Here is a 13,400-nt window from a genome sequence, read left to right on the forward strand (position 1 = left end):
ATCCCGCAGTCTGTGTGCTTCCTATGATGCGCGTATGCCGCGGGCGTGACTTCGCGCGCGGGTAGCCTGAGCGGATGCGACACGTCAGCGGCGCCTGGAGGCGCACCGCCGCAGGAGCCGGGCTGCTCGGAGCCGACGGCTCGCCCGCCCCCACGATCTTCGCCGAGATGTCGGCGCTCGCGACCGCCACGGGCGCCCTCAACCTCGGGCAGGGCTTCCCCGACGAGGATGGACCCGCCGAGGTGCTCGACGCGGCGCGCGCGGCCATCGCCGGAGGCCGCAACCAGTACCCGCCGGGGCGCGGCGTGCCCGAGCTGCTCGAGGCGATCGCCGAGCACCAGCGCCGCTTCTACGGGCTGGAGCTCGATCCCGCGCGGGAGGTGCTCGTGACGGCGGGCGCGACCGAGGCGCTCGCCGCGACGCTGCTGGCGCTCGTGGACGGGCCCGACGACGAGGTCGTCGTCTTCGAGCCGCACTACGACTCCTACGCCGCGTGCGTCGCGCTGTCCGGAGCCCGCCTGCGCACCGTGCCGCTGCGCTGGCCCGACTTCCAGCCGGACCTCGACGAGCTCGAGGCGGCCGTCACCGACCGCACCCGGATCATCCTCGTGAACGATCCGCACAACCCCACGGGGGCGGTGTTCTCGCGGGAGGCACTCGAGCGGATCGTGGCGCTGGCGGACCGCCATGACGCCGTCATCGTCACCGACGAGGTGTACGAGCACCTCGTGCACCGCGGTCCGCATGTGCCCATCGCGACGCTGCCCGGCGCCGCAGCGCGCACGCTCACCATCTCGTCTGCGGGCAAGACCTTCCGGACGACCGGGTGGAAGATCGGCTGGGTCTCGGGGCCGGCCGAGCTCGTGGACGCGGTTCTCGCCGTCAAGCAGTTCCTCACGTACGTCAACGGCTCGCCGTTCCAGCCCGCCATCGCGGTCGGGCTCGGCCTGCCCGACGCGTTCTTCCGCGGGGTGTCCGCCGACATGCGACGCAAGAGCGAGATCCTCGGCGAAGGGCTGCGCGCGGCGGGCTTCGACGTCTCGACCCCGGCCGGCTCGTACTTCACCGTCGCGGATGCCGCGGCTCTGGGCGCGAGCGACGCGGCGGAGTTCTGCCGAGCGCTCCCCGAGCGCGCGGGCGTCGTCGCGATCCCCCTCACCGCGTTCGCGACGCGGGAGCGGCGCGACGAGTACCGCACGCTCGTGCGCTTCGCCGCCTGCAAGCGGGACGAGGTCCTCCAGGACGCGGCGACCCGCCTGAGCGCGCTGCGGAGCTGAGGCTCAGCGCGGGGCCACGCGGTAGCGCCGGAGCGCGAGCGCCGGGTTGACCCGCCGCACGTTGTCGATCGCCGATCGCTCGGCGAATGCCACCGCGACGTCGGTCGTCGTGCCCACGCTCGCGACCGCCGTCCCCTGCGGGTCGACGATGAGCGAGCTGCCGACCGCGAGCGGAGGCGTGTGGTCGGCCGCGGCGACGTACATCGTGTTCTCGATCGCGCGCGCGGTGACGAGCGTCCGCCAGTGATGCTCCTTGAGCGGACCGCGCACCCACTGCGCGGGAACGAGCGCGACGTCGACACCCGCATCCGCGAGGACGCGCGCCGACTCGGGGAAGCGCAGGTCATAGCAGGTCATGAGGCCGCACACGAGGCCGTCGACCTCGAACGTCTCGGGCTCCGTCAGCGCGCCCGGCTCCACCCAGTCGGACTCGCGCTGACCGAACGCGTCGTAGAGGTGGGCCTTGCGGTACGTCGCGCGCACGCCATCCGCGTCGACCGCGACGACCGTGTTGCGCACGCGACGCGGGTCGTCGGCGCGCTCGAGGAGCCCCGCCACGATCACGAGGCCGTGGTCGGCGGCGACGCGGGCGAGGTGCTGCGCGAACGGGCCGTCGAGCGTCTCCGCGCGCTCGACGAGCGTCTCGTCGAAGGGGTGGATGAAGCTGCTCGCATACTCGGGGAAGAGGACCACTCTCGCCCCTCGCTCGGCGGCGCGCTCGGCGAGCGCCGCGATGTCCTCGCGGTTGGCGCGGGGCTCGGCGCCCGGCGAGAACTGGGCGACGGCGACTCCGACGGCGTGCTCCGACATGCCGCCAGCCTATTGCGCCGGTCGCGGGGCGGCGTCGGCGGGTGCGCCGCTCTCCCCCGGTCGCGGAGGGCGCGTGCGCAGCAGGAGCGGCAGCGCGACCCAGAGGACCAGCATCACGCCGCCGAGGATCCCTCCCGCGAGCCAGGCGGCCTGATCGCTCACGACGACGTCGAAGATGAAGCCGACCACGCCGACGAGGAGGACGGAGACGACGACGAGCGCCGACAGGAGCGCGATGTGCCCGAAGCGCACGGTGAGCCCCTTCCTCCCCTCGCGGAAGAGCACGCGGTGCAGCGCGACGGGCGCCAGCGCGATCACGGCGCTCACCGCGGAGAGCACGACGAGCACGAGGTAGAACACCCGCTGGCCGCCGGTGAGGTCGGCGAAGGCCGGCTGGAACGCGAGGGCGAGGAGGAAGCCCGTGATGATCTGGGTGCCGGTCTGCAGGACGCGCAGTTCCTGGAGCACCTCGTTCCAGTTGCGGTCGAAGCGCTCCGCCGCGCTCTCCCCCGGACGCAGTCCCGCCGCCCGTGCCGTGTCAGCCGTCATGCCCCCATCATTCGCGCCACGCCCGGGCCGCGCAAAGGGGGCCGCTCGATTCGCCCTCTCCGCGACGCCGTGTTAGGCTGTTCATGTGCCGCGGGGTGGAGCAGTTCGGTAGCTCGCTGGGCTCATAACCCAGAGGTCGTAGGTTCAAATCCTGCCCCCGCAACCAAGTGAAGGCCCGGATCCGAGAGGATCCGGGCCTTCTGCCTTTTCTGCATACGCTGCCTGCCCGGCGCTGGCCATCCTTCTCGTCACGCGAGCGCAGGAGGATCCGCCCGCTGCAGGACGCCGATCCCCGCCGCCGTCCTGCAGCCATCCGATTCTCCTGCTGCGGGCGGCGCACACGACCGGAGACGCGGAGCGGCCCCGCAGGATCGCTCCTGCGGGGCCGCGTGCGTGCGCGCTGCGCCGGCTTACTCGGCCGGGGCCTCCTCGGCCGCACCCGTGTCATCGAGGAACGCGAGCAGGCGCTCGACGGCCTCGGTGAGGTCGGCGTCGGCCTCCGCGTACGCGACCATGTCGCCCTCCTCGAGCGCGGCCTTCTTGGCCTCGATCGCCGTCTGCGCATCGGCGAGAGCCTGCTCGTAGGTGTCGCTCGACGGGGGCGTCGGCTGCGTCGGCTCCTCCGGCTGCTCGGGCTCGGGCTCGGTCGGCTGCTCGGTCTCCGGGTCGACGGGCGTGACATCCTCATCGCCCGTGTCGGCACCCGAGTCGCCGCCGAACAGCTCGTCGAGCGCCTCGGCGAGGGTGTCCTCGAAGGCGAGCTGGTCGCCGAACGCGACGAGCACCTTGCGCAGCAACGGGTACGACGTGCCGCCGGTCGACTGCACGTAGACGGGCTGCACGTAGAGCAAGCCGCCGCCGACGGGCAGTGTCAGCAGGTTGCCGAGGCTCACATCCGACGCGCCGATGGTGAGGATGTTCATCTCGTTCGCGATCTGCGAGTCCGAGTTGAACGAGTTCTGCACCTGACCCGGCCCCGGCACGGTCGTGTCGGCCGAGATCTCGAGCATCGTCAGCTTGCCGTAGTCCTCGCGTACGCTGCCGGCGTCGGCGCCCGCGTCGGAGTCGACCGCGAGGTAGCCCATGAGCACGTTGCGCGTGCCGCCGTCGGGGATGAACGTCGTGAACATCGAGAACGTGGCCTCGTCCTGCCCCGGCATCCGCATCGACAGGTAGTACGGCGGCTGCAGCTGCTGGTCGCTGGTCGGGTCGTTCGGCGTCGTCCAGGCGTTGTCGCGCTGGTAGAACGCCCGGGCGTTGTCGACGTGGTACGTGCCGAGCATCGCGCGCTGGACCTTGAAGAGGTCCGTCGGGTAGCGCACGTGGCTCATGAGCTCGCCCGACATCTCGTCGATCGGCTTGATCGTGTTCGGGTAGATCTTCTGCCAGGTCTCGAGGACTGGGTCCTCCTCGTCCCACGCGTACAGCGTGACGCTGCCGTCGTAGGCGTCGACCGTGGCCTTGACCGAGTTGCGGATGTAGTTGATCTCGTCGATCAGCAGGTTCGGCGTCGGGTTGGTCGAGTCGCTGATCGCCTGCGACAGGCTGACCTGCGACGAGTAGGGGTATGTCGCGCTCGTCGTGTAGCCGTCCACGATCCACACGATCCGGCCGTCGACGACGCTCGGGTACGGGTCGTTGTCGAGGGTGAGGTACGGCGCGGCCTTCTGCACGCGCGTGAGCGGATCGCGGTCGTAGAGGATCTGCGACTCCTCGTTCACGTAGTCCGAGAAGAGGATCTGCTCGGACTGGAACTTGAGCGCGTACAGCACGCGGTTGAAGAAGCTGCCGACGCTCGGGCCGCCGTCGCCGGAGAACGTCGTGTTCGTCTGCGACGCGCCCTCCTCGCCGGCGGGGTAGTCGAGCTCGACGGGGTCGGCGCCCTCGGGCGCTCCGACGATCGAGTACTCCGGGTTGTTCTCGCCGAAGTACACGCGCGGCTCGTACTCGAGGTCGCTCAGCGCGCCGCTGGACGGGATGCCGCCCTCGATGAAGACCGGCTCGCCCTCGTTCGTGCGCTCGTTGCCCTTGGCGGCGACCATGCCGTAGCCGTGCGTGTAGACGAGGGTCGTGTTGTTCCAGGTGCGCGCGTCGGCGTCGAGCTCGTCCATGTCGAGCTCGCGCACCGCGACCACGGTGTCCTGCGTCTCGCCGTCGACCTCGTAGCGGTCGACATCGAGCGTGTCCTCGAAGCCGTAGTACGCGCGGTACTGCTGCAGCTGCTGGACGGTCGGGCCGATGATCGCCGGGTCCATGAGGCGGATGGACGCCGTCGTGTCTGCGTCGTCGCGCAGCTGACCGGCGGCCGCGTCGGTCTCGGCCGCGAACGGCACCTTCTCGATGCCGTCGAGGCCGTACGCGGCGCGGGTGGCGTCGACGTTGCGCTGGTAGTAGTCCATCTCGAGCGCCTGCTCGTTGGGGCGGACCTGGAAGGTCGTCACGGCCCACGGGTAGCCGACGCCGATCACGAGCGAGGTCACGATGAGCAGGGCGGTCGCGATGAGCGGGTAGCGCCAGCGGCCGATGACCGCGGTCACGAAGAAGAGGATGGCCACGAGCGCCGCGACGATCGAGAGGATCGTCTGCGCGGGGATCACGGCGTTGACGCCCGCGTAGCCCGGGCCCGTGATGCGGCTGCCCTGCTCGACCATCGTGAAGTAGCGGTCGAGCCAGAGGCTGGCCGCCTGCACGAGGAGGTAGACGCCGGCCGTGATCGCGAGCTGGATCCGCGCGGGCTTCGAGATGCGCAGCTCGCCCTGCCCGATGCGGACCGACCCGTAGAGGTAGGCCACGAGCGCGGTGACGAGGAGGCTGATGAGGACGGTCGCCGATGCGAACCCGACGACGCCGGCGTAGAACGGCATCGCGAACATGTAGAAGCCCGTGTCGAGCCCGAACAGCGGGTCGGCGTCGCTCGTCGGCGTGCCGTTGGCCCACAGCCAGGCGGTCTCCCACTGCGACGAGGCCGCGAAGCCCGCGAAGAAGCCGAAGAACACCGGGATGCCCCACATCGCGAGGCGGCGGAGCGGCTCGACGACCTCCTGGTACCGGTCGAGCTGCGAGCTCAGGCGCGCATAGACCGGGCGCAGGCGGTAGGCGAGGAAGATCGCGAGCCAGACCGGCACCGCCATCCCCGCGAAGCCCACGACGAACATCACGACCCGAGCCGTCCACTGCGTCAGCAGCACCGACTCGAAGCCGAGCTGATCGAACCAGAGGAAGTCGGTGTAGAGCGATGCGAACACGAAGAAGGCGACGACGAGCGCAGCGATGACCGCGAGCGAGATCGTGACGATTCTTCGGAACGGAGACGGGGTCGTGGCCGGAGTCGGCGCTGAGGTCGAGGTCACCATTCCATCCTAGGCATGCGCATCACGCGCATCGCCCGGTCATGGGGAATGCTCAGCCGGCCGTGCACGTGGGCAGGTCGCCCGTCTCCCCCTGCGCGATCGCCTCGACGGCCGTCATGGCGTCGTCGAGCGTCTCGATCGAGAAGACCTCGAGACCCGCCGGGACATGTCCCACGACCTCGTCGCAGTTCGACGCCGGCGCGAGGAAGAAGTCGGCGCCCGCGCCGCGCGCCCCGTAGAGCTTCTGCCGGATCCCGCCGATCGGGCCGACCGTCCCCGCCGCGTCGATCGTGCCGGTGCCGGCGATCTCCTCGCCGCCGGTCAGCGAGCCGGGCGTGAGGGTGTCGATGATGCCCAGCGCGAACATCGTGCCGGCGCTCGGGCCGCCGACGTCGTCGAGCTGGATCGTGACGTCGATCGGGAAGTCGAACGTCGTCGTGAGGTAGACGCCGATCAGCCACGTCGTCCGGCCGTCGACCTCGCCCTCCTCCGGCGTGATCTCGAGGTCCTCCTCCGCGCCGTCGCGCTGGACGGTGAGCGTCACGGGAGCGCCCTCGCCCTCCGCGACGATCTCCTTGAGCCGATCGATGTCGGCCACGTCCTCGCCGTTCGCGGCGACGATCACGTCGCCCTCCTCGACGACGCCGCTCGCGGGCGAGTCGTCGCTCGTGGGCCGCACGACCTCGAGGCGGGCGCCGACGTCGTAGCCCAACTGCGAGAGCGCGGCGGCCGTCGCCTCGGCCTGCGAGTCGACCATGAGCGCGGCGTTCTGCTCCTCGCGCTGCTCGCTCGTCTGCCCCTCGGGGAACACCGCGTCGATCGGCACCACGGCGCGCGACCCGTCGAGCCACGCGAGTGCGAGCTCGAACCACGACGGCGTGCGCTCGCGGTTGCCGACGACCTGCACGGTCGTGAGGTCGAGCGATCCCGACGTCTCGTACGTCTGCGCCCCCTCGACCGAGATGAGCGGCTTCTCCTCGCCGTCGTGGTCGGGCGCCGTCCCGATCGTGTCGTACACGGGCCCCGGCTGCTGGATGACGTACGACGTCGGCAGGAACGTGATCGCGACGAGGGCGACGAGGGCGACCACGAGCGCCCAGATGCCCGCGACGGTGCGCCGCGACGCGGGCGAGGACGGCGTGCGGGCAGACCGGGAGTGCGGGGCGTCGATGAGTGTCACGGGGATCCTTCCGCCGTCGTTCGCGGGTGGCGTAAGCGCATCCGCCTCACTGCGGGAGGAGCACGGACCGGCGCGATTAGCCTAGATCGCACGGACCGAGACCGGCTGAAAGGCGGCTGACGTGGCTGACGACGACAGGACTCCCGACGACGACCTGCAGGAGCTCCTGCGCCGCCTCATGAACGGCGGCGCGATCGACCCCGAGCAGCTGTCGCGCATGGCGGGCATGCCCGTCGACCCGGCGACGCTGTCGCAGATGATGCAGCAGTTCCAGGGCATGTTCGCCGGCGCGCAGGACGGCTCGATCTCGTGGGACGCGACGAAGCGCCAGGCGCTCCACATCGCCAACCAGGACGGTCTCGGCGTGACGGACGGGCAGCGCACCGACCTCGACCAGGCCTTCGCTCTCGCCGGGCTGTGGCTCAGCGAGGTGACGACCCTCTCGCCGACCGCCGAGCTGCCGCGCGCGATCACGCGCGGCCAGTGGGTCGAGCAGACGCTGCCCGTGTGGCAGGAGGTGGCGGAGCCGGTCGCGACGAGCATCGCGGACGCGCTCACGGAGGCCCTGCGCTCGCAGGTGCCCGAGGAGATGCAGGACATCGTGCAGAGCGCGGGGCGCCTCATGCGCGGGGTCGGCGGCACGCTGTTCGCGACGCAGCTCGGCCAGGTCGTCGGCAAGCTCTCCCTCGAGGTCGTGAGTGGCGCGGATGTGGGGATCCCGGTGATCCCGGCCGGCAGCGCCGTGCTCCTTCCGCAGAACTTCGCGGAGCTGGGGGCCGGCCTCGAGATCCCGGAGGATCAGCTCGCGCTCTACATCGCGGCCCGAGAGCTCGCCTCGGCGCGCCTGTTCCGGCACGCGAAGTGGCTGCGCCTGCACATCCTCTCCCAGATCGACGACTACGCGCGCGGCATCAGCGTCGACACGGACGCGCTCGAGGAGATGGCGTCGCGCCTGGATCCCTCGAATCCGGAGGAGCTCCGCCAGGCGCTCGAGAGCGGCGCTCTGCTCCCCCAGCAGTCCGAGGCGCAGAAGCTCGCCCTCGCCCGCCTCGAGAACCTCCTCGCGCTCGTCGAGGGCTGGATCGACGTCGTGACCGCCGACGCGACCGCGCGCGTGCCGCATCTCGAGCGCATCGCCGAGGCCATCCGCCGCCGCCGCGCCGAGGGCGGGCCGGCCGAGGACGCGCTCGGCGCGCTCGTCGGGCTGCGCCTGCGTCCCCGGCGACTGCGCGAGGCGGCCGCCATGTGGCGCGCCGTCGGGGACGCCGTGGGCATCGCCGCGCGCGACAGCCTGTGGGACTACCCCGACCTCATGCCCACCTCGGAGGACATCGACGATCCGGCCGGTCTCATCGCGAGGCTCGAGGCGCAGGCCCGCGGCGAGCAGCCGGAGGCCGACGACATGGACGACGCGCTCGCGCGCCTGCTCGCCGAGGAGGCCGAGCGCACCGAGGGCGAGGCCGACCGCGATGCGCCGGCGTCGCCGTCCGACGACGACGAGGGCCATCCGCGGCCCGAGGGCGACCAGCCCGTGTGACGTCTCCTCCACAGGCGGCCCGACCTGCGCGCGCGGGTCGGGCCGCCTGTGGACAGTCCGCTCGCGCCGGCGTCGCGCGGAGCAGAATCGCGCTATGGCGCACCTCAGCCTCGACCCCGCGCGGCTCCCGCTCTGGCGCGACGCCGCGACGATCCAGCTCGGACTCGACGGCGGCGTCCGCATCCGCGAGCCGGCGCCCTGGCAGGAGCGCCTCCTCGTCCGGCTCGCGGACGGCGTCGACGAGCACGACGACCTCGCGGGTGCGGTCGGCGTCGACGAGGTGCGCCTGCGGACGTTCCTCGCGCACATCGCCCCCGCGCTGCGGCGCGAGGAGGACCCCGGGCTCCTGCACATCCTCACCGCCGACGGCGTCTCCGCGGCGACGATCACGGCGCTGTGCGACGCCCTCGCCGCGTGCGGATGGGCGCCGGAGTGGGTCACGCTCGCGGCCGTGAGCGCGCACGTCCCCGTCGCGCTCGTCGCGCATCACGCCGTCGCGCCAAGTGCGTGGGTGCCGCTCGTGCGCGACGACGTCGTCCATGCGCCGATCGTCTTCGCCCGCGAGAGCGCCGAGGTGGGGCCGCTCGTCCGCCCCGGCGCGACGCCCTGCCTCGGCTGCCTCGCAGCGCATGAGCGCGAGCGCGACCCGGCCTGGCCCGTGCTCGCGCTGCAGCTGCTCGCGCGCCGCCCGCCCGAGACGCCGTCGCCCCTCGTCGCGGCGACGGCGACGCTCCTGACCGAGCTCCTGCGCGCCCCGGCGGGCGACGACGCCGCGCGGTCCGCGCGCGTCAGCGGCGACGGGCGCCGGCAGTGGCGGAGCCACCGGCACCACGCAGAGTGCCTGTGCCGATCTCCGCGAGGAAGCGCGACGGCTCTCGCTGCAGCCGACCCGACGCCGACGCGCGAGGCCACGACAGCGACAGCGATCGCCCTGCGCGCGTGATGCCGACGTACGCGAGGCGCCTCTCCTCGTCGACCCCGTCGAGCGACGTCGCGTACGAGATCGGCAGGAGCCCCTCGGCGAGTCCCAGGAGATGCACGTGCGGCCACTCCAGGCCCTTGGCGGCGTGCAGGGTCGAGAGGGTCACCGTCTGCAGCGTGGGCTCGTGCTGGTCCTTCGCGCGGGCGAGAAGCCCCTCCGTGAACGCGCGGAGGGTCGTGCCCGGCGGGGCCTCCTCGGCGAGGCGCAGGATGGCGGCGCGCGCCTCCCACGCGTCGCGCAGGGCACCGCCCGCGGCCGGCGGCTCCTCGGCGTGGCCGAGGCTGCGCAGCACGTCGCGCACGAGGTCGGCGAAGCCCTGATCGGTCGGCGCGACCGACGCCCCGCGGAGGGCGAGCAGCGCCTGGCGCACCTCGGGCATGTCGAAGAACCGCCGCCCGCCGAGGACGGTCGTCGGGATCCCCCGCCGCGCGAGCGCGTCCTGGATCTCGGCGGACTGGGCGTGCGAGCGGTAGAGCACGGCGATGTCGGCCGGCGGCACCGACTCGAGCTGACGGGCGATGGCGTCGGCCACGCCCTCGGCCTCGAAGTGCTCGTCGTGGTAGCCCGTGACGACCGGCATCTCACCGGATGTCGCCGCGGCGGACGCCTCGAGCCGGAGCGCACCGGGACGACCGCGCATGAGCGCGTTCGCGACATCCACGATCGCCGGCGTCGAGCGGTAGTTGCGCTCGAGCCGCACGACCGTCGCATCCGGGTACCGGCGCTCGAAGTCGAGCAGGAAGCGCGCCTCGGCGCCCGTGAACGAGTAGATCGTCTGGCTCGCGTCGCCCACGACGCAGATGTCGCGGCGATCGCCGAGCCACAGTTCGAGGAGCCGGTTCTGCAGCGGCGACACGTCCTGGTACTCGTCGACCGTGAAGTGGCGGTACTGCTCCCGCACGGCCCGCGTCACCTGCGGCTCCGCCTCGAGCATGCCCGCGCACGCGAGCAGGACGTCCTCGAAGTCGAGCTGCCGCCGGGAGTCCTTGAGCTTCTCATACGCGCGCATGAGGTCGACGAGTGCCGACGGGCGGATGCTGCCGACGGAGCGCTGCAGGGTCGCGTACTGCTCGATCGAGCGCATCGTGACCTTGCGCCACTCGATCTGCGCCGCGATGTCGCGCAGCGTCGCCTTGTCCGGACGCAGGCGCAGCTCGTCGGCGGCGTGCGCGAGCAGGCGCACCTTGTTGTCCACGATGGTCGGGGCGACGTCGCCCGTCACGGTGGGCCAGAAGAAGTTCAGCTGCGCGAGCGCCGCCGCGTGGAAGGTTTTGGCCTGCACGCCCTCGACGCCGAGCGCCCGCAGCCGCCCGCGCAGCTCGCCGGCCGCCTTGGCCGTGAAGGTGAGCGCCATGACGCGCTGCGGCGTGTACGCGCCCGTGTCGACCCCGTGCGCGATCCGGTGCGTGATGACGCGCGTCTTCCCGGCGCCGGCTCCTGCGAGCACGGCGACGGGGCCGCGCAGGATCGACGCTGCCCTGCGCTGCTGCTCGTCGAGGGCGTCGAGTGCGCTCACGCGGCCTCGTACCAGGCTCGGATGAGGCGGTGCGCGATCGAGACCGCGCCGGGCAGAGCGACGGGGCCGCGCCCGGCCAGGCCCTCGCCGATCTCCTCGCGGGTGAACCAGCGGACATCGAGGATCTCGGTGCCGTCGGCGCGCGCCTCGGCGTCATCGACGGCGGCCGCGTGGAACCCGAGCATGAGGGAGCGCGGATACGGCCACGGCTGCGAGCCGAGGTAGCGGATGCCGTCGACGCGGACGCCGGCCTCCTCGCGGATCTCCCGGTGGATCGTCGTCTCGAGCGACTCCCCCGCCTCGACGAACCCCGCGAAGCAGGAGTACATCCGCCCCTGCCACGAGGCGTTCGCGCCGAGCAGGAGGCGCTCTCCGTCGGCGCTCGTGATCGCGACGATCACCGCGGGGTCGGTGCGCGGGAAGTGCTCGCGGCCGCAGCCGGGGCACAGCCGCGACCATCCGGCCTGACGCACCTCCGTGCGCGAGCCGCAGGCCGGGCAGAACGGCGCGTCCACGAGCCAGCGGCCGAGGGCGACCGCGACGACGAGGACGTCGAGCTGCCCGGCGGGAAGGAGCGCGCCGGACGTCCGGATGGTGCTCCACTCCGCGTCCACGAGCAGGGCGTCAGCGTCCTGCGGGAACGCGGCCAGGAGCACCGCCGCGCCCGACGCATCGCGCCCGAGGAAGGCCCAGGTCGCGCCGTCGCGGACGTCGCCCGGCTCGACGAGCGCGAGCGCAGGCGCGGGGTCCGCCGCGACCGGGGCCGCGTCGCCGCGGACGGCGAGGACGCGCGTCGCGGGATCGGCGATCGCCGTCTCGAGCAGGCCGGGCGCGTCGCGCTCCTCCGCGCTCCTGTCGATCCTCGCAGGGGCGGAATGGACGGGCATCCGGTACCTCTCTCGCGGGCGTGGCGCGGTGGGACGAGCACGGCGGCGACCTAACCTGGTACCCATGCCACGCTCACTCCTCACTCTAGCCGCGGCCGCGACGGCCGCCGTGCCCGGTGCGGAGGTCACGGGCGTCAGGTCCCTCACGGCCGGCGGCGCCGGCCGCTTCGACGCGGCGGTCGCGACGCTCGCCGACGGGCGCGAGCTCGTCGTCCGCGTGCCCGTCGACGAGGCGGCCGAGCGCGAGATCTCGGCCGAGATCGTGGCGCTGCGCGCGCTCACGTCTGGCGTGCGCGAGCTCCTCGCCTTCGACGCCCCCGAGTTCCACGGCGCCGTGCCGTTCGACGGGACGAGCGCGGTGGTCACGGGCTACGTGCGCGGCTACCAGGTCGAGGCGAGCGAGATCCCGCCCGGGCGCGGGGTCGCGGAGTCGCTCGGCCGCGCGATGGCCGTCCTGCACGCGCTGCCCGGCTCGGTCGTCCGGTCGGCCGGGCTCCCGGTGCGCACGCCGGACCAGTCGCGCGCCGACATCGAGCGGGTGCTCGACGCCGCGGGCGCGAGCGGGCGCGTGCCCGTCCGCCTCATGGTGCGCTGGCGCGAGGCGGTCGAGGACGACCGGCTCTGGGCGTTCGAGTCGTCCGTGTGCCTCGGCGGAACGCAGTCCACCTCGTTCGTGCTGACCGACGACGTCGCGGGCGTCCCGCGCGTCGCAGGCGTGCTCGACTGGCACGGACTGTCGATCGACGACCCCGCCGTCGACCTGCGCTGGGTGGCGTCCGCGCCCGACGCCGCCGAGGACATCCACGAGGCGTACGCGGCGGCCGCGCACCGCGCGCCCGACGCCGCGCTGCGGGTGCGCGCCCGACTGCACGCCGAGCTCGAGTTCGCCCGATGGCTCGTGCACGGCCTCGAGGCGCACCGTCCGGACGTCGTCGACGACGCGGCGGCCCTGCTCGAGTCGCTGTCGGACGGCGTGCGCGACGACCGCCTGCTCGCGGGCCTCGGCGCCGCCTCGTCGGACGTCGACGACGCCCTCGCGGCGATCGGCCGAGTGCCCGAGACGACCCCGGCGGCGGTCGACACCTCGATGCAGACCGACGCGTACGACCCCGCTCAGCTCTCCCTCGACGGAGACGGCCACTGGGGCGAGCGGTGGGACGACGCGGACGCCGCCGACGCCCGGATCACGACCGACACCGTCCCCGAGGTGCGCCTCCCGACGGCGCAGCCGGCGGACGATCCGTCGGGCGCGACGGTGCCGCTCGACATGGAGGCGTATATCGCCCAGGAGCGCGAGCAGCGCGGCGACTGA

General features: G+C 72.8%; 9 protein-coding genes and 1 tRNA gene. 4 read left to right on the forward strand and 6 right to left on the reverse strand.

Going from position 1 to position 13,400, the window contains the following annotated elements:
- Positions 1-74: 74 nt before the first annotated feature.
- Positions 75-1,277 carry an aminotransferase class I/II-fold pyridoxal phosphate-dependent enzyme gene (locus tag M1D46_RS12350; RefSeq protein ID WP_456285675.1) on the forward strand — a complete coding sequence of 401 codons (1,203 nt, stop codon included), beginning with the start codon at positions 75-77 and terminating at the stop codon, positions 1,275-1,277.
- A gap of 3 nt (positions 1,278-1,280) precedes the next feature.
- Here M1D46_RS12350 and M1D46_RS12355 read toward each other — a convergent pair whose 3' ends face one another.
- Both M1D46_RS12355 and M1D46_RS12360 read right to left on the reverse strand, forming a co-directional pair.
- Positions 1,281-2,087, reverse strand: a complete 807-nt coding sequence (locus M1D46_RS12355) for a carbon-nitrogen hydrolase family protein (protein ID WP_324014517.1) — start codon at positions 2,085-2,087, stop codon at positions 1,281-1,283.
- Between the two features lie 9 nt (positions 2,088-2,096).
- Complete coding sequence (locus M1D46_RS12360) at positions 2,097-2,636, reverse strand: DUF6328 family protein (protein ID WP_282978004.1); 540 nt, start codon at positions 2,634-2,636, stop codon at positions 2,097-2,099.
- A gap of 89 nt (positions 2,637-2,725) precedes the next feature.
- Between M1D46_RS12360 and M1D46_RS12365 the strand changes: the two genes are divergently transcribed.
- Positions 2,726-2,802 (forward strand) — tRNA-Met (locus M1D46_RS12365).
- 244 nt (positions 2,803-3,046) lie between these two features.
- Here M1D46_RS12365 and M1D46_RS12370 read toward each other — a convergent pair.
- Positions 3,047-5,989, reverse strand: a complete 2,943-nt coding sequence (locus tag M1D46_RS12370) for a UPF0182 family membrane protein (protein WP_324014512.1) — start codon at positions 5,987-5,989, stop codon at positions 3,047-3,049.
- Between the two features lie 49 nt (positions 5,990-6,038).
- Positions 6,039-7,166, reverse strand: coding sequence for a YlbL family protein (locus tag M1D46_RS12375; RefSeq protein ID WP_374727735.1), 1,128 nt, complete (start codon positions 7,164-7,166; stop codon positions 6,039-6,041).
- A gap of 121 nt (positions 7,167-7,287) precedes the next feature.
- Between M1D46_RS12375 and M1D46_RS12380 the strand changes: the two genes are divergently transcribed.
- On the forward strand, positions 7,288-8,703 hold the full coding sequence (locus M1D46_RS12380; RefSeq protein WP_271172132.1) for a zinc-dependent metalloprotease: 1,416 nt from the start codon (positions 7,288-7,290) through the stop codon (positions 8,701-8,703).
- A 788-nt stretch (positions 8,704-9,491) separates the two neighbouring features.
- Here M1D46_RS12380 and M1D46_RS12385 read toward each other — a convergent pair.
- Positions 9,492-11,201 carry an ATP-dependent helicase gene (locus M1D46_RS12385; protein ID WP_456283412.1) on the reverse strand — a complete coding sequence of 570 codons (1,710 nt, stop codon included), beginning with the start codon at positions 11,199-11,201 and terminating at the stop codon, positions 9,492-9,494.
- Positions 11,198-12,088 (reverse strand): NAD(+) diphosphatase, encoded by an 891-nt coding sequence (nudC, locus tag M1D46_RS12390; protein WP_282978012.1) that lies wholly within the window; start codon positions 12,086-12,088, stop codon positions 11,198-11,200. The genes M1D46_RS12385 and nudC overlap by 4 nt, the downstream gene beginning before the upstream one ends.
- Positions 12,089-12,152: 64 nt before the next feature.
- Between nudC and M1D46_RS12395 the strand changes: the two genes are divergently transcribed.
- Positions 12,153-13,400: a phosphotransferase gene (locus tag M1D46_RS12395; RefSeq protein WP_456285676.1), complete on the forward strand. Its 1,248-nt coding sequence runs from the start codon at positions 12,153-12,155 to the stop codon at positions 13,398-13,400.

The organism is Microbacterium sp. JZ70, assembly GCF_053903225.1.